The organism is Burkholderia cepacia ATCC 25416, assembly GCF_001411495.1.
GTDB lineage: Bacteria > Pseudomonadota > Gammaproteobacteria > Burkholderiales > Burkholderiaceae > Burkholderia > Burkholderia cepacia.
On record NZ_CP012982.1, the window covers coordinates 1,504,239 to 1,520,110 of the forward strand.

13 protein-coding genes are annotated in these 15,872 nt (G+C 68.5%); 5 read left to right on the top strand and 8 right to left on the bottom strand.

Going from position 1 to position 15,872, the window contains the following annotated elements; all coding sequences use genetic code 11:
- Positions 1–25: 25 nt before the first annotated feature.
- On the bottom strand, positions 26–1,504 hold the full coding sequence (locus tag APZ15_RS24085; protein ID WP_027790327.1) for a sigma-54 interaction domain-containing protein: 1,479 nt from the start codon (positions 1,502–1,504) through the stop codon (positions 26–28).
- A 316-nt stretch (positions 1,505–1,820) separates the two neighbouring features.
- Here APZ15_RS24085 and APZ15_RS24090 point away from each other — a divergent pair, with 316 nt between their 5' ends.
- Together APZ15_RS24090 and APZ15_RS24095 are read left to right on the top strand one after the other, a co-directional pair.
- Positions 1,821–3,224, top strand: a complete 1,404-nt coding sequence (locus APZ15_RS24090) for a GntP family permease (protein ID WP_027790326.1) — start codon at positions 1,821–1,823, stop codon at positions 3,222–3,224.
- A 255-nt stretch (positions 3,225–3,479) separates the two neighbouring features.
- Entirely contained in the window at positions 3,480–3,743 is a 264-nt protein-coding gene (locus tag APZ15_RS24095; protein ID WP_027790325.1) for a DUF4148 domain-containing protein, read from the top strand.
- A 77-nt stretch (positions 3,744–3,820) separates the two neighbouring features.
- Here APZ15_RS24095 and APZ15_RS24100 read toward each other — a convergent pair whose 3' ends face one another.
- The 3 genes from APZ15_RS24100 to APZ15_RS24115 all read right to left on the bottom strand — a co-directional run bounded on the left by APZ15_RS24100 (position 3,821) and on the right by APZ15_RS24115 (position 6,655).
- Positions 3,821–4,231 (bottom strand): 5-carboxymethyl-2-hydroxymuconate Delta-isomerase, encoded by a 411-nt coding sequence (locus tag APZ15_RS24100; RefSeq protein ID WP_226153314.1) that lies wholly within the window; start codon positions 4,229–4,231, stop codon positions 3,821–3,823.
- Between the two features lie 28 nt (positions 4,232–4,259).
- Positions 4,260–5,858 (bottom strand): thioredoxin family protein, encoded by a 1,599-nt coding sequence (locus APZ15_RS24105; protein ID WP_027790323.1) that lies wholly within the window; start codon positions 5,856–5,858, stop codon positions 4,260–4,262.
- Between the two features lie 296 nt (positions 5,859–6,154).
- Positions 6,155–6,655: a GNAT family N-acetyltransferase gene (locus APZ15_RS24115; protein WP_027790322.1), complete on the bottom strand. Its 501-nt coding sequence runs from the start codon at positions 6,653–6,655 to the stop codon at positions 6,155–6,157.
- A gap of 584 nt (positions 6,656–7,239) precedes the next feature.
- Here APZ15_RS24115 and APZ15_RS24120 point away from each other — a divergent pair.
- The 3 genes from APZ15_RS24120 to APZ15_RS24130 all read left to right on the top strand — a co-directional run bounded on the left by APZ15_RS24120 (position 7,240) and on the right by APZ15_RS24130 (position 11,277).
- Positions 7,240–9,585: a phosphocholine-specific phospholipase C gene (locus APZ15_RS24120; protein WP_027790321.1), complete on the top strand. Its 2,346-nt coding sequence runs from the start codon at positions 7,240–7,242 to the stop codon at positions 9,583–9,585.
- Between the two features lie 278 nt (positions 9,586–9,863).
- Positions 9,864–10,133, top strand: a complete 270-nt coding sequence (locus APZ15_RS24125) for a hypothetical protein (protein ID WP_011353737.1) — start codon at positions 9,864–9,866, stop codon at positions 10,131–10,133.
- A gap of 151 nt (positions 10,134–10,284) precedes the next feature.
- Positions 10,285–11,277: a DedA family protein/thiosulfate sulfurtransferase GlpE gene (locus APZ15_RS24130; RefSeq protein WP_027790320.1), complete on the top strand. Its 993-nt coding sequence runs from the start codon at positions 10,285–10,287 to the stop codon at positions 11,275–11,277.
- 52 nt (positions 11,278–11,329) lie between these two features.
- Here the strand turns inward: APZ15_RS24130 and APZ15_RS24135 are convergent, their stop codons facing one another.
- From APZ15_RS24135 to APZ15_RS24150, 4 genes are all read right to left on the bottom strand, one after another.
- Positions 11,330–12,790: an OprD family porin gene (locus APZ15_RS24135; protein ID WP_021162448.1), complete on the bottom strand. Its 1,461-nt coding sequence runs from the start codon at positions 12,788–12,790 to the stop codon at positions 11,330–11,332.
- 165 nt (positions 12,791–12,955) lie between these two features.
- Positions 12,956–13,975 carry an ABC transporter ATP-binding protein gene (locus APZ15_RS24140; RefSeq protein ID WP_021162449.1) on the bottom strand — a complete coding sequence of 340 codons (1,020 nt, stop codon included), beginning with the start codon at positions 13,973–13,975 and terminating at the stop codon, positions 12,956–12,958.
- Complete coding sequence (locus tag APZ15_RS24145) at positions 13,972–14,964, bottom strand: ABC transporter ATP-binding protein (protein ID WP_027790319.1); 993 nt, start codon at positions 14,962–14,964, stop codon at positions 13,972–13,974. The genes APZ15_RS24140 and APZ15_RS24145 overlap by 4 nt, the downstream gene beginning before the upstream one ends.
- Position 14,965: 1 nt before the next feature.
- Positions 14,966–15,868 carry an ABC transporter permease gene (locus APZ15_RS24150; RefSeq protein ID WP_027790318.1) on the bottom strand — a complete coding sequence of 301 codons (903 nt, stop codon included), beginning with the start codon at positions 15,866–15,868 and terminating at the stop codon, positions 14,966–14,968.
- Positions 15,869–15,872 lie beyond the last annotated feature (4 nt).

Below are 15,872 nucleotides of genomic sequence, written 5' to 3' on the forward strand. Positions count from 1 at the left end.
GGCCGCATCGGCGTTGCCGGTCGGCCTACCGGTCGATGCCCAGCGCCGCCAGCTTCTTGTACAGCGTCGCGCGGCCGATCCCGATGCGCGCGGCCGCTTCCACCACCTTGCCGTCGCAAGCCGCGAGCGCATCGGTCAGGAACTGGCGCTCCCACGCCGCCAATGCATCGGCATACGACGCGGCCGGTGCAGCCCGCATTTCGCCCGTGCGCCGCTCGACCGTCGACACGGCCGCCGGCTGCGCCGGTACTGCACCGTCCGTCGATACGCGCACCGGCCCAAGGAACGGCGCGAGCGCACGCGCATCGATCACCGACCGGTCCGACAGCATCAGCGCGCGCTCGAGCGTATTGCGCAACTCGCGCACGTTGCCCGGCCACGGATACGCACACAGCATCCGCAGCGCATCGTCGGTCAGTTCGCAATGGGCCGCGCGCCCGTGTTGCGCGGCCAGTTCCTCGAGGGTTGCGTAGACGAGCGCCGCGATGTCGGAGGCGCGCTCGCGCAGCGGCGGCGCGTGGATCGTCAGCACGTTCAGACGGTAATAGAGATCCGCGCGAAAACGCCCGGCTGCGACCAGCGCCGGCAGGTCGGCGCTCGTGGCCGCGATGATCCGGACGTCCGCGCGCACGATCCGGTTCGAGCCGACCGGCTCGAACTCCTTGTCCTGCAGCACGCGCAGCAGCTTGCCCTGCAGCGGCAGCGGCATGTCGCCGATCTCGTCGAGAAACAGCGTCCCGCGATCGGCCAGCTCGAACTTGCCGACGCGCCCCTTGCGGTCGGCGCCCGTATACGCACCGGGCGCCGCGCCGAAGAATTCGGTTTCGAGCAGCGTGTCGGGAATCGCGGCAACGTTGACCGTCACGAGCGGCTGGAGTGCACGCGCCGACGCCGCGTGGATCGCATGCGCAAGCAGTTCCTTGCCGGTGCCCGTCTCGCCGAGCAGCAGCACCGGCGAATCGACCTGCGCGGCGCGGCGCGCCTGGCGCTTGGTTTCGAGACTCGCCGCACTCGTGCCGACGAAACTCGCGAACGTGTATTTCGCGCGGCGCGCCTGCGCGAGCGAACGCTGTGTCGCGATCAGTTGCTGCTGAAGCTGGGCGTAGCGGGAAAAGATCGGCGTGAGCGTCTTCAACTGGTCGAACAGCGCGAAGCCGATCGCGCCGACCGTCTCGCCGGCCTCGTTCTTCAGCGGCAGGCGCGTGACAACGAGCGGCTCGCGGCCCGTCTCCATGATGTCGAGCAGGATCGGCTGCCCGGTCGACACGACCTCGCGCATCAGGCTGTTCGGGATCACGGCCTCGCAGTCGAGGCCGACGGCCTGTTGCGGATCGGCGAAACCGAAGCGCGCCGCATACCGCTCGTTCATCCACACGACGCGTGCATCGCGATCGACGACCACCGTGCCCGCGCTCGAATCCTCGAAGGTCCTGAACAGCGACTCGGCGGCGCGCCGCAGCACGTCGCCGTAGTTGACGGGCAGGCGGGCCCAGTCGTTCATCATCGTGTCTTCGTCTCCGTGTATCGTCGACCGGCTGTCTCCGGAACGAGACGGATTATCTCACTCCGGAGACACGCCGCAACACGTTGCCCGGGAAAGCCTCGCCCGATTCCACGGGCTGGCCGGACGGCCATTTCGTCTCCGGATGGAGACGTTTTATGTAGAATCGTCAGACAACGACCGGCGCGGGCCCGCCGGTCCCCGGCGGACCCATGTCCGGCGGCGCTATCCGGCCGATGGCACGAAACCTGCACGAACCCGAGCCGGTCCGCGGCGCATCGCGCGATCGAACAACAACCAAAGCCATTAGGAGACTCCCTTGTCTTTCGTGATCGTCCTCGCCGCGCTGGCGTTCCTGATGTTCGCCGCGTATCGCGGCTACAGCGTGATCCTGTTCGCGCCGATCGCCGCGCTCGGCGCGGTGCTCCTGACCGAACCCGCCGCCGTCGCACCGGTCTTCTCCGGCATCTTCATGGAGAAGATGGTCGGATTCGTCAAACTGTATTTCCCGGTGTTCATGCTCGGCGCGGTATTCGGCAAGGTGATCGAACTTTCCGGGTTCTCCGAGTCGATCGTCCACGCGGCGATCCGCTACATCGGCCGCTCACGCGCGAATGCGGTGATCGTCGCGGTGTGCGCGCTGCTCACCTATGGCGGTGTGTCGCTGTTCGTCGTGGTGTTCGCGGTCTATCCGTTCGCGGCCGAACTCTATCGCCAGAGCAACATCCCGAAACGGCTGATGCCCGGCGCGATCGCGCTCGGCGCGTTCTCGTTCACGATGGATTCGCTGCCCGGCACGCCGCAGATCCAGAACATCATCCCGACCACGTTCTTCAAGACGACCGCCTGGGCCGCGCCCGCGCTCGGCACGATCGGCTCGCTGTTCATCATCGTCGTCGGCCTCACGTATCTCGAATGGCGCCGCCGTTCGGCGATGGCAAAGGGTGAAGGCTACGGCACGTCGCTCGTCAACGAACCGGAGCGCGTCGAGGCGAAGTCGCTGCCGAATCCCGCGCTCGCGATCCTGCCGCTGATCCTCGTCGGCGTGTCGAACTTCGCATTCACGAAGCTGATTCCGCAGTGGTACGGCGCCGCGTCGTACACGGTCGCGCCGGAAGTGCTGCCCGGCGTGCACGCGCCGGTCACGACGTCGATCAAGACCGTCGTCGCGATCTGGTCGGTCGAGGCTGCGCTGCTGCTCGGCATCGTCCTGGTCGTGCTGACCGCGTTCAAACGCGTCAGCGGGCGCTTCGCAGACGGCTCGAAGGCCGCCGTCGCCGGTGCGCTGCTCGCCGCGATGAACACCGCGTCGGAGTACGGCTTCGGCGGCGTGATCGCGGCGCTGCCGGGCTTCCTCGTCGTCAGCGATGCCCTGAAGAGCATCCCGAACCCGCTCGTCAACGCGGCCGTGTCGGTCAGCTCGCTCGCCGGCATCACGGGCTCGGCGTCGGGCGGCATGAGCATCGCGCTCGCCGCGATGTCGGACCTGTTCATCAAGGGCGCGCAGGCCGCCAATATCCCGCTGGACGTGCTGCACCGGGTCGTCGCGATGGCGAGCGGCGGCATGGACACGCTGCCGCACAACGGCGCGGTGATCACACTGCTCGCGGTCACGGGCCTCACGCACCGCGAGTCGTATCGCGACATCTTCGCGGTCACGATCATCAAGACGCTCGCGGTGTTCTTCGTGATCGCCGTGTACTACATGACGGGGCTCGTGTAATACCCCTCGCGCGGCGGCCCGTCTCCGGGTCGCTGCCCGCCGGCCGCCGGCCACGTCGCTGCGGCCGGCTTCGCCCCCGCTCCTCCCCTTTTTGCCGGGCACCGTCCAGGTGCGCGCGCCGGCCGTTCATTGTTGTCTTCCGGAGAACACTACGTTGGGCGCAGCGGCATTTTTCGCGCGTCAGGCGAGGCCTACACTGCTTTCGACGGTCACCGTACGTGATCGGCGCCGTCGAAAACCTGGAGGTATCCGCTCATGAACCCGCTGCTCCGTACACTCGCCCTCGCTGCCGCATTCGCCGCTCCCGTCGCCGCGCAGGCGCAAGCCACCTCGCCGCTCACGCGCGCCGAAGTTCATTCCGAAGTGGTTGCACTGAGAAAAGCCGGCTTCCAGCCGAGCGACTGGTTCTACCCTGCCAGCATCCAGGCCGCCGAAGCGAAGATCGCCCGGCAGCAAGGTGCGTCGCGGGCCGCAGGCGCCGGCTACGGCAATCGCGGCGTGTCCGCCACGGGCCAATAGTCCGGTTTCAACCCAGCGGGCTGCGCTCGCGTCAGCGCCACCTTCCCGGCGCGCGCAGCGCTCACCGCGCTGCACGGTCAGCGCGGCTCGATGACCGCTTTCGCGTAGGACTCGCGCTCCAGTTCCAGTATTTCCGCGGACAGTTGCAGGTGCATGCCGGGCGGCGCGACGACGTGCCGCTTCAGTTCCGCCAGCACCCGCTCCGAGAATTCCCGCTTGACGTCAGTCGGGCGGCCGCTCAGCACCGCGAGCTTCGCGTGGACGAACGCGCGCGGCGCCGGCGACGTGCCGACTGCAAATGTATCGAGCCGCAGCGCGCGGCTCTTGATATCGCGCTCATCGAAATGGCCGGACGCGGCAAGCGCGGCATTGAGCGCGCGCAGTGTCGCGCCGGCGTCGAACCCGTCGAGGTTCGCAGAATATTCGAGCGTCAGGTGGGGCATGGGGTCGGTGGCCTCGTCGGTATCGGGAAACACGCCGGCCGGCATCCCGAAAGCCCACGCAGTGCCACCGGATCTATGCCTTGACCGGCTGGATCAGGCGTTCGCAGGCGCTTGCCTGCGGATCGCCGGCGGGCAGTTTCCCACAGATGCCGTCGAACTGCTTCGCGATCGACCTGACCGATGCGTCGTGCGCGCCGCTGCCGCGCCAGCGGTTCAACTGCGTGACGACCTTGGTCAACGCGCGCAGGTTAGCGCCGTAGAACGCGTCCCGCGTCTTGTCGGCCTGCGCGAGCACGCTCGCGGCGATCCCTTCGATGCGCGCCGAATCGTCCGGCGCCAGTTCGACCGCATTCGCGAAATAGGTCGCGCCCCAGCGCAGCTTCGTCGCCGGCCCGCTCGCCGCATCGTATGCCTTGCGGTACCAGTCGAGCGCCGCGGCCTTGTCGCCGCGCGCCTTCGCGTTCGCGGCCAGCCCGGACATGAAGTAGTACGGCGTGGACGAGCGCGGCAACTCGGCCTTCAGCAACGCATCCGACTCGTCGTACAGCCCCGCGTCGGTCAGCGTGTCCGCGCCTTCGCTGACGAGTGCCTGCCGCTCGTATGCGTTCGCGGCGCCCTGCACCGACGCCAGGATCTGTTTGCGCGCAGTATCGGCCAGCGCCGGCACGGCGAGCGGTGCGCCCTTGCGTGCATCGCCGCGCGCGAGCAGCACGCGGCCGTGCAGCGCCATCAGCCGGTCGATCGACGACAGCGTGGTGTCGGTCGACAGGCGCGCAAGCGCCGTGTCGTATGCGCCGCGCAATTTCGCGCGCTGCGCGTCGCCGCCACCGAGATACGCGACCACACGCGCGGGCGCGGCGACCAGCACGTCCGAATCGGCCCGCGACAAGGCGGCGTCCTGCAGCACCGTGCGCAGCGAATCGGCCAGCGCCGTCTTGTCCAGCGCGCCGGCCTGCGCAGGATCGTCGGACGCGGCGACCACGGCCGACTTCAGCGCGAAGCGCGCCGATTCGGCCTTCGCGCCGGCCGCCCGCGCGCGTTGCGCGAGCGACTGCAGCGTCTCGGCCACGCGATCGGCCGGCACCGGCAGCGCGCCGTCGGTATCCCACGAATAGTCGGCCAGCAGGCGCCATTCGTCCGGCGTCAGCGACGCACCGTTCTTCAGCGCGGTCGCAAGCGTCTGCCGCACCGGATGCGCGGCCGTCATCCCGAGCGACAGCGCCTGCATGTAGCGGTCGAGATCGGCTTCGCCCGGCAGCCGCGTCACTTCGGTGCCGTCGGGACGGAACAGGATCATCGTCGGGTAGCCGTGCACCTTGAAGCGCTCGCCGAGCTTCTGCGCGCTTTCGGTATCGCCGTCGAGATACACGGGCACGAAGAACGACGAGCGGGTCTTGAATGCCTGCTGGCTGAAGATCGTCGATTTCACCTGGTTGCACGACGGGCACCACACCGCGCCCCAGTAGAGCAGCAGCGGCTTGCCGGTGCGCTTCGCCAACGCGAAAGCGGCGTCGACGTCGCCGTGCTGCCACGCGATGCCGGGCGGCAGGTGCGCGCCGTCGGGCGATGCGCTCGCGACCGGGGTGCCCGTGGGCGCGGCGGCGGCAAACGCCGCACCCGCGGCGGCAGCGAGCAGGCAGGCGGCAGTCAGATTCCGGAGAGCGGTTTTCATCGAAGCGGGTCCGTTGAAAGAGAAGGTTGCGGGAAGGAGTGGCGCGCCAGGCGACGACGGGAAGCGACGACCTGAAGCGACGCCCATGCAGCGAGATTCATGAAGCGATGAAGCGCACCGGCGTGCGGCGTGGCGTAAGCCGGCGTGCGTCGACGCACGCCGCACGCATCGATGCGGAGGCCGTCAACGTCGCCCGAAGCGGCCGGCGCAAATCCTTCAACGATACGATCCGCGCAGCCGGCGGGAAACGAACGAATTCTTGAATGAATATGACGCGCGGCATCGTCGCCGCGCGTTCACTCTCGGCCCTTGATCCGCGCCATGTGATACACGGACATGTGCACGCCGTCGCGCAATGCATAACCCGGCGATTCGCCCTCGATCCGGAAGCCGTGCTTCTCGTAGAGCGCGATCGCCGCGCGGTTGTCGGTGAACACGGTCAGCTCGAGGCGCGTGAGGTTCAGCCAGTTTTCCGCGAGATCGATCGCGGCCGCGAGCAACCGGCCGCCGATGCCGCGCCCGTGCCGGGTCGCGTCGACCATCATGCCGAGCCCTGCCGCATGGCGCCGACGCGGATTCGGTTCGAACTCGAGGCCGAGATGGCCGACCACCTCGCCGTCGATTTCGGCGACGAGGCTTGCGCCGCGCTCGTGCGCGTTGGCGAGCCGTTTCTGCCATTTTTCGAACGATGGAAACGGATACTGCAGCGTATTCATGTACACCGCGGGGTGCGCGGCGATCTGCCGGATCGCGTCGACGTCGTGCGTCTCGCTGTGCCGGATCTTGATGTCGGTCATGGGTGGGCCGGTTCCGAAAAGTCGCGCCCGCGGCGCGGGCTGCGCACATGCGCAGCAACGGATCGAGCTTATCCGATTTCACGCATTTGAAACATCGGCGTCATGCGGTGCCGTTGCACCCGCAACGACCAGCGCTCAAGCCACGCCTCCACGCGCAGGGAAAATCTGACCGGCCCGGCGGCCGGAAACCGGTAATTCCTTACCCGCTTCCGTCACGCATCGCTTCCCGATGCCTCCCGATCGATCGTTGCGCACGCAACGTCACGCGCGCGACATGCGATGTCATGCCTTCATCACGTCGGCGTCACGTCGACTCCCTAGACTGGGCGCCGCCCAATCCGGCACGTACCCGGCCGGTGTGTGCCGACGTCCTGGCCCGCGCATCACGAGCGCGCGTCGCGCAGGATCGCGGCAACGGCCCAGGCATCCGCGCGACACCACGGATCGCGCGCGACGCGCGCACTTCCGCCACGCGCGGCCGCCGCACTCGACCGCCCATGCCGCGCGCATCGCCCCGGCGGGCGACGCACGGGCACCGCCGGACGAAGTCACGAACGCTCCCATCATCACAGGACCCGAACGCCATGACGTCACGCCGCAGATTCCTCCAGCAGACCGCCACTTCCGGCCTCGCCGCCGCCGCACTCGCCGCGTTTCCGCCGAGCATCCGCCGCGCGCTCGCGATTCCCGCGTTTCACGAAACGGGGACCATCCAGGACGTCAAGCACGTCGTGCTGCTGATGATGGAGAACCGTGCATTCGACAGCTACTTCGGCACGTTCAAGGGTGTGCGCGGCTACGGCGACCGCTTTGCGGTGCCGTCGCCGAACGGCCGCAACGTGTTCTACCAGACGTACACGAAGCCGACGCCCGCCGCCACCGTCACGCCGTATCACCTCGACGCGAGCCAGGGCAACGCACAGCGCGCGGGCGGCACGCCGCACACGTGGGCCGATGCGCAGGCCGCCTGGGACCATGGCCGGATGAACCGCTGGCCCGACGCGAAGACGCCGCTGTCGATGGGCTACTACGACGCGGCGGAAGTCCCGTTCCAGCGCGCGCTCGCCGATGCGTTCACGCTGTGCGACCACTATCACTGCGGGATGCACACGGGCACGATCGCGAACCGCCTGTTCTACTGGAGCGGCACCAACGGCCCGAACGGCATCAGCCCGGCCGACGGCAGCCGCGTGAAGATCGCCGCGCTGAACAACCAGTTCAACGGCGGAAACGACATCGGCCCGTCGAGCCAGGGCTGGATCTGGACCACCTACGCCGACCGGCTGCAGCAGGCCGGCGTGAACTGGAAGGTCTACCAGAGCCTGATCGACAACTTCGGCTGCAACGAGATGATGAGCTTCCGCCACTGGCGCGCGGCGATCGAGCAGATGCCGCCCGCGCGCCGGCCCGCCTACGTCGCGTCGACGGACATCACGCAGCCCGTGACGGCGGCCGGCGCGTTCTACGATCCGGCGATCGACGATCCGCTGAGCCCGCTCGCGAAGGGGTTCGGCAACACGATGCCGTACGGCTTCCTCGAATCGTTCCGCGACGACATCCGCAACGGCAAGCTGCCCGAGGTGTCGTGGATCATCCCGCCGTCCGTGTACAGCGAACACCCGGGGCCGTCGAGCCCCGCGCAGGGCGGCTGGTACGTGCAGGCGGTGCTCGATGCGCTGACGGCGAACCCGGAGGTATGGAGCAAGACGGTGCTGCTGGTCAACTACGACGAGAACGACGGCTTCTTCGACCACATGCCGTCGCCGGCCGTGCCGTCGCGCAACGCCGACGGCACGCTCGCCGGCGGCCATACGCTGCGGGACGCCGACGTCGCCGTCGAATACCACGACTTCACGCCGGCCACGTCGAGCCAGCCGGCGATCGACGGCCGCCCGTACGGCCCGGGCCCGCGCGTGCCGATGTGGGTCGTGTCGCCGTGGAGCCGCGGCGGCTGGGTCAACTCGCAGGTGTTCGACCATACGTCGACGTTGCTCTTCCTCGAAAAGCGCTTCGGCGTCGCCGAGCCGCAGATCAGCGCGTACCGCCGCGCGGTGTGCGGCGACCTGACGAGCGCGTTCAACTTCCGCTCGCCGAACAACGAACCGCTGCCGACGCTCGCGGGCCGTACGACGAAAAGCCAGGTCGACGCGCTGAGCGCCGCGCAGCAGGCCGCGCCGAAGATCGTGCCGCCGGCCGCGCCGTCGCTGCCGGCGCAGGCTACCGGCGTGCGCCCGTCGCGCGCGCTGCCTTACGAGCTGCATGCGAGCGCGCGTGCCGATGCCGGCAACGGCACGCTCACGCTGAAGTTCGCGAATACGGGCCGCGCCGCCGCCGTGTTCCACGTCTATGACAAGCTGCACCTCGACCGCCTGCCGCGGCGCTACGTCGTCGAACCGGGCAAGACGCTGCACGGCGACTGGGCGGCGCGCGCCGACGACGGCGGTAAATACGACCTGTGGGTGCTGGGCCCGAACGGCTATCACCGCCGCTTTACCGGCGACCTGAGCCGCCTGGCCGGTGCACGCGCGCCCCATCCGGAAGTTCGCGTCGGCTATGCGGGCGCGAGCGGCAACCTCCACCTGCGGCTGCGCAACCACGGCGGCGGCACGGTGCGCTTCACCGTGAAGTCGAACCAGGTCTACGGGCCGCTCCCGGGCCGAGGCGCACACGACGGTCGCGGTCACGGCCATGACCATGGCATCGAGGACGGCAACGGCCAGGGTCGCGGTACCGGTACCACGTGGACGGTCACGGTGCGCGCCGGCGACCAGGCCGAACTGGACTGGAAACTCGACTCGACCGGCCACTGGTACGACTTCATCGTCACCGCGGACAGCGACCCGGGGTTCTCGCGCCGGGTCGCCGGCCGCGTGGAAACCGGCCGCCACTCGGTCAGCGACCCGGCGATGGGGCTCGCCGACCGCTTCTGATGCCGCCGCGGCGACACGCGTTGCCCCACGTTGTACGCGTGTCGCCGCCCGCGCCGGCCCGGCCGGGAACGACGCCCGGGCGCCGGCCGCGGCCGGCCCCGATCCGGCGCAAACGCCCGCCCCGCGCGGCTCAAACATCAGAAGGATCGATGGTTCAGCCCTCATTTCAGCTTGCGAAAATGCTCCGACTTGCGGCCCGTTCGCGTTAAACTGCGTCGAGCTGTATTCAACAAAGACATCTTCGCCACTACGGCATCCACGATACGAGGATAGGTTCGATGCGCACTACCGGCTCATCCGGGGCAATGACCCTGCTCACCGAACACGACCCGGCCGACGGCCGCGAACTGCGCTCGCTCCGGCTCGAGGCAACCGGCGACGGCAAAAGCGTGCTGCTGATCGAGATCGACGAACGCAAGCCCGGCATCCATCGCGAAGTCCGCTACGAGATCACGCCGGCCGAACTGATCGCGGCGATCCGCTCGCACGGCGCCGAGCTGCCCGGCGAAAACCACGGCGCCGCGTCGCTCGCCCGCACCTCCTCCTGATTCCGAACGGTGAGCCGCTCGCAGCGCGCCGGCTCACCGCGCCCCTGCCGCCGTCAGGCGCTTTCCGTCATTCCCGCCGTTGTCTTGAAAAAGGCCGATAATCGGCCCATCTGCGTTTCCTGCCCACGCATGTCCTTTTCGGCCAGCCGTCATGCTCCGTGACCTCGTCGCCCAATACGGGCCGCTTCTCGTCTTCGCCAACGTGCTCGCGGCGGCCATCGGCCTGCCGGTGCCCGCGATGCCGACGCTCGTGCTGTTCGGCGCGATGTCCGCGATGCATCCCGAGATGATCGGCTCGCAACTGGTGACGGTGGTGGCGCTGTCGGTGCTCGGCGCATTGATCGGCGACACCGTGTGGTACGTCGCCGGGCGCCGTTACGGCGGCACGACGCTGAAGACGATCTGCCGGCTGTCGCTGTCGCGCGATACCTGCGTGAGAAAGACCGAACGCTTCTTCGGCCGCTACGGCGTGCGCGTGCTCGCGGTCGCGCGCTTCATTCCCGGGTTGTCGCTGGTATCGGTGCCGATGGCCGGTGCGCTCGGCACGCGCTACCGCACGTTCGCCGGCTACGATGCCCTCGGCGCCGCACTGTGGACGATCGTCGGCCTGGTGGCCGGGCTGGTGTTCTACCGGCAGATCGACTGGCTGTTCGCCGGCGCGAGCCGCCTCGGCCGCGCGGTGCTGCTGGTGATCGTCGCGCTGCTCGCCGTGTATGCGGCCATCCGCTGGATGCGCCGCCGCGCGCTGATCCGCCAGCTGGCCAATGCGCGGATCAGCGTCGACGAACTCGACCAGCTGCTGCGCGACACCACCGCGCCCGTCGTGCTCGACGTGCGCTCGCCCGAGCACCGCAAGCTCGACCCGTTCACGATTCCCGGCGCGCAATTCGCCGACGATCGCCAGATCGGCGACATCGTCGCGCGCTATCCGCTCTCGCAGAAGTTCGTCGTGTACTGCTCGTGCCCGAACGAAGTGACGGCGGCCCTGATGGCGAAGCGCCTGCTCGACGCAGGCTTCACCGATGCGCTCGCGCTGCGCGGCGGCCTCGACGCCTGGCGCGATACGGGCCGCCAGCTCACGTCGCTCGTGGAAGACATGCCGGCCGCGAACGATCCGGTCGCGGGGCTGCACAAGCCGGCCTGATCGTTTCGATCGAAAGCCGGCCGTGCGAAGCGGGGGCGCATGCCCCCTTCGATCAGAACGCGTGCAGCGGCAGGTTCACGACCAGGCGGTACTCGGTGTTCGTCGCGTCCGAGTAGTGCGCCGAACCGGCGTGCCACATCGCGATGAACGTGACCTTCGTGTCCTTCAGCTTGCCGCTCTGGAACGTGTACGACGGGATGAAGCCGAACTCGTGGTGACGGCCCTGCACCGGCGCGCCGTTGCTCCAGTAGATACTCGACTTGCTCGGATCGAGCGCCGCGCTCGCGCTGCCGTCCGCGCCCCAGCCCGTCACGCCCCAGACCATCGCCTTGAAGCCCGGCAGGCCCGCTTCCTTGCCGTAGAACGTGTAACGCAGCTGCAGCGACTTTTCGTGCGGCGCGTTGTAGTCGACGTCCATCGAGTTGGTCAGGAAGATGCCGTTCGTTTCGTTCAGGTAGTCGAAGAACTGGTCGCCGAGCACCTGCTGGAAGCCGAGCAGCAGCTCGTGCGGGCCGTGCTGCGCGGCCAGCGACAGGCTGTACGCGTTGTTGTTGATCTTGCCTTGCAGCGCATCGCCCGTGTCGTGCGTCGAGTAGACGTTGCCGAAGCCCGTCCACTTGATCGTCTGCGGGCTGCCGATGCTGTGCTTCACCGACGCGTAGTACTGGTGCCACACGTCGTCGGCCTGGTTCGCGTACAGCGCGATTTCGCCGTTCGGCGAGTAATCCCACGTGCCGCCGACGTACGACAGGCGATTGATGCGCGTGCCGCCGTACTGCGTCGTCAGGTTGGTGAGCGTCGTGTGACCGCGCGCGTCGGTCTTCGTGAAGCTGCCGGCCTCGAGCATCACGTTCTTGAATTCATTGCTGACGAGTGTCGCGCCGAGGAACGTCGGCGGCAGCGCACGGTTGTCGTGCTGCTCCATGAACGGGTTGTCGACGGCCTGCAGACCGTACTTGACCACCGTGTTCGAGATACGCGCCTTCACGTCGTAGATGCCGGGGTAGGCCCATGCGAGCTGGTTGCCGCCACCGCCGCCCTTCGCGATGTGCACCATGCTGCCGGCGCCCTGGCCGCCGTCGAGCTTCAGCGCCGCATACAGCGACGCATCGAAGCCGATACCGATCAGGCCCGTCGTATAGCCCGACTCGAAGTTCGCCATCGCGCCCTGGACCCACGCGTGGCGATGCGGCCCGCCCTTGGCGTCGAGCACGTCCGCATAGTTGCGGAACAGGAAGTTGAGGTGGCTGTCGGCAATGAAACCCTTCGACTGCGACTGGGCCGACGGCTCGTCGGGCGGCGTGACGGCCTGGGTCGCTTCGGCGTTGACAATGGCGTTCGGGGTCGTTGCCTGCGCAACGGTCGTGCCCGGTGCGGCCTGGGCGACCGTCAGCGGTGCGGGGGCCGCGTCGTCGGCGTGCGCGACGCCCGTCAGCGAGACACCGGCGAGTGCCGGCAGCCCCCATGCGAGCAGCATTTTCGATGCCGTCCCGATCGTCTTCTGTTTCTTCATCGTAATTCTCGTCTTGTGTTGATATCGTCCACGCCGGCTGCGATCCGCTCCCGGCCCCCCGGCGCGCCCGGTTAAGGACGCGCCTGTACCCGCGGCGCGAAGATCGTTCGCGCCGCACCTACCCCTGTTGACCTGCCTTGGTTATGTTTGCTGCGTCACTTCAGCTCACGCCACACCCGCGCGGATGCACGCGACACGCGCTGCCGACCCCTGCCGAACTTCCGGCAGCGGCACGTCCTGCGCGCACGCATCGATCGCGACCGGGCAGCGCGTGCGGAACGCACAGCCGGACGGCGGGTTGAGCGGCGAGGGCATCTCGCCCGCCAGCAGCATCGGGCGGCGAGCACGCTCGCGCGCCGGCTCCGGCGTCGGCGCCGCATCGAGCAGCGCCTTCGTGTACGGGTGTTGAGGGACGCCGTACACGTCATGCCGCGTGCCGAACTCCATCACGCGGCCGAGATACATCACGAGCACACGCTGGCTGATCGCCTTCACCACGGCGAGATCGTGTGCAACGAACAGATAGGACAACGACAGTTCGCGTTGAAGATCGCGCAGCAGGTTCACGATCTGCGCCTGGATCGAGACGTCGAGCGCCGATACGGGTTCGTCGCAGATCACGAGCTTCGGCTCGCTGATCAGCGCGCGCGCGATGCCGACGCGCTGGCACTGCCCGCCGGAAAATTCATGCGGATAGCGCAGCAGGTGATGCGCGTTCAGGCCGACGCGTTCGAGCATCGTGACCACGCGGCGGCGCACCTCGGTGCGGCCGAGGCCGGCCTGGTGCGTGACGAGCGGCTCCGCGACGACCTGTTCGATCGTCATGCGCGGATCGAGCGACGCGAGCGGATCCTGGAAGATCATCTGCACTTCGCGCCGCATCGCGGTGCCGCGCAGGTGATCGGGCGCCACGGCTTCGCCGCGCCATTTCACGGCGCCGGCCGTCATCGGCACGAGCCCGATCAGCGCACGCGCGAGCGTCGACTTCCCGCAGCCCGATTCGCCGACGAGCCCGACGGTCTCGCCGCGCTTCACGTCGAACGACACGCCGTCGACGGCGCGCAGCGTGCCCTTCGGCGACCACGGATAGCCGCCGAGCGGCACGCGGAAATGCACTTTCAGCCCATCGACGGACAGCAGCGTGTCGTCCGTCGCGCCGGTATTGCGGCGTTCATCGACGCTCATCGCAGACCTCCCGTCAAATCGGCCACGGGCCGGTGGCACGCGCGCACCGCGCCCACGGCGCCATAGGTTTCGAGCGCCGGGCGCGCCGCGCCGCAGCGTTCTTCCGCATACGTGCAGCGCTTCGCGAACGCGCAGCCGGCCGGCGCGGTGCCGGGCATCGGCGGATTGCCGGGAATCGCGACGAGCGGCGCATCGTCCGCGTCGGTCAGGCGCGGCAGCGCGTTGAGCAGGCCGATCGTGTACGGATGCGACGGCGCCGCGAAAATCGATTCGGCCGGCGCGTATTCGACGGTGCGGCCCGCATACATGACCATCACGTCGTCCGCGAGGCCCGCGACCACGCCCATGTCGTGCGTGATCAGCACGATCGCCGTGCCGCGCTCGCGGTTCAGCTCGCGCAGCAGGTCGATGATCTGCGCCTGCACGGTCACGTCGAGCGCGGTGGTCGGCTCGTCGGCGATCAGGATCTCCGGCTCGGACAGCAGCGCCATCGCGATCATCACGCGCTGGCGCATCCCGCCCGAGAACTCGTGCGGATACATGCGGATGCGGCGCGCCGCGTCCGGGATACGCACTGATTCGAGCGCCTCGATCGCGCGCTTCGTGGCTTCCCTGCGCGACAGCTTGCGATGCAGCTGCAGCGTCTCGGTCATCTGCCGCTCGATCGTCAGGAACGGATTGAGCGACGTCATCGGGTCCTGGAAAATCATCGCGATCCGGTCGCCGCGCACCTTGTTCAGCGCGCGTGCATCCATCTCGAGCAGGTTGTCGCCGCGATAGCGCGCGGCGCCCGTCGTCGTGCCGTTGCCGGCCAGCAGGCCGAGCAGCGCCATCACGGTCTGGCTCTTGCCCGAGCCCGATTCGCCGACGATGCCGAGCGTCTTGCCGGCTTCGAGCGAGAACGACACGCCGCTCACGGCGTCGACCGGCGGCGCGTCCTTGCGCGTGAAGCGCACGCCGAGGTTGTCTACTTCCAGCAGTGCACCCATTTCAGCGATCCTTCGGGTCGAGCGCGTCACGCAGGCCATCGCCGACGAAGTTCACGCAGTAGAGCGTCACGCACAGCATGACGGCCGGGGCCAGCAGCAGCCACGGCATCGATTCCAGTTTCTGCGCGCCGTCCTGGATCAGCACGCCCCAGCTCGTCATCGGTTCCTGCACGCCGAGGCCGAGGAACGACAGCACCGATTCGGTCAGCACGATGCCCGGCACCGAGACCGTCGCGTACACGACGACCACGCCGAGCAGGTTCGGCACCACGTGGCGCCGCACGATCGTGGCCGGCGACACGCCGATCGCGCGCGCCGCATCGACGAACTCGCGGCTGCGCAGCGACAGCGTCTGGCCGCGCACGACACGCGCCATGTCGATCCACGAGAACGCGCTGATGGTCAGCACGACCAGCATGAACGAGCGGCCGAACAGGGTCATCATCAGGATCGCGATCAGCAGGTACGGGATCGCGTACATCATGTCGACGACGCGCATCATCACGGCATCGGTGCGGCCGCCCGCGAAGCCCGCGGTCGCGCCCCACGCGACGCCGAACAGGCCCGACACGAGCGTGCCGAGCAAGCCGACCTCGATCGACACGCGTCCGCCGATCAGCGTGCGCACGAGCAGGTCGCGGCCGAGCTCGTCGGTACCGAACCAGTGCTGGTTGGCCCAGGTCGGCGGCAGGCTGATCGCGCCCCAGTCGCTCGCGGCCGGGTCGGCGGTCAGCAGCCACGGGCCGACGAAACACGCGATCGTGATCAGCGCGAGCAGCACGAGGCTGAACACGGCCGCACGGTTGTGAAGGAAGCGCGCCATGGCAAGCGCGAGCGGCGAGCGCGAACGCGGCGGCGTGTCGGTCTGCACGGGCAGGCCGACGACGGGAGTAGTCGGAGTCATCGCA

What these genes read in the sequence shown, in the direction of transcription:
- APZ15_RS24085 (WP_027790327.1), bottom strand. Translation starts at nt 1,504, where the DNA reads ATGATGAACGACTGGGCCCGCCTGCCCGTCAACTACGGCGACGTGCTG.
- APZ15_RS24095 (WP_027790325.1), top strand. Translation starts at nt 3,480, where the DNA reads ATGAACCCGCTGCTCCGTACACTCGCCCTCGCTGCCGCATTCGCCGCT.
- APZ15_RS24100 (WP_226153314.1), bottom strand. Translation starts at nt 4,231, where the DNA reads ATGCCGGCCGGCGTGTTTCCCGATACCGACGAGGCCACCGACCCCATG.
- APZ15_RS24105 (WP_027790323.1), bottom strand. Translation starts at nt 5,858, where the DNA reads ATGAAAACCGCTCTCCGGAATCTGACTGCCGCCTGCCTGCTCGCTGCC.
- APZ15_RS24115 (WP_027790322.1), bottom strand. Translation starts at nt 6,655, where the DNA reads ATGACCGACATCAAGATCCGGCACAGCGAGACGCACGACGTCGACGCG.
- APZ15_RS24120 (WP_027790321.1), top strand. Translation starts at nt 7,240, where the DNA reads ATGACGTCACGCCGCAGATTCCTCCAGCAGACCGCCACTTCCGGCCTC.
- APZ15_RS24125 (WP_011353737.1), top strand. Translation starts at nt 9,864, where the DNA reads ATGCGCACTACCGGCTCATCCGGGGCAATGACCCTGCTCACCGAACAC.
- APZ15_RS24130 (WP_027790320.1), top strand. Translation starts at nt 10,285, where the DNA reads ATGCTCCGTGACCTCGTCGCCCAATACGGGCCGCTTCTCGTCTTCGCC.
- APZ15_RS24135 (WP_021162448.1), bottom strand. Translation starts at nt 12,790, where the DNA reads ATGAAGAAACAGAAGACGATCGGGACGGCATCGAAAATGCTGCTCGCA.
- APZ15_RS24140 (WP_021162449.1), bottom strand. Translation starts at nt 13,975, where the DNA reads ATGAGCGTCGATGAACGCCGCAATACCGGCGCGACGGACGACACGCTG.
- APZ15_RS24145 (WP_027790319.1), bottom strand. Translation starts at nt 14,964, where the DNA reads ATGGGTGCACTGCTGGAAGTAGACAACCTCGGCGTGCGCTTCACGCGC.
- APZ15_RS24150 (WP_027790318.1), bottom strand. Translation starts at nt 15,868, where the DNA reads ATGACTCCGACTACTCCCGTCGTCGGCCTGCCCGTGCAGACCGACACG.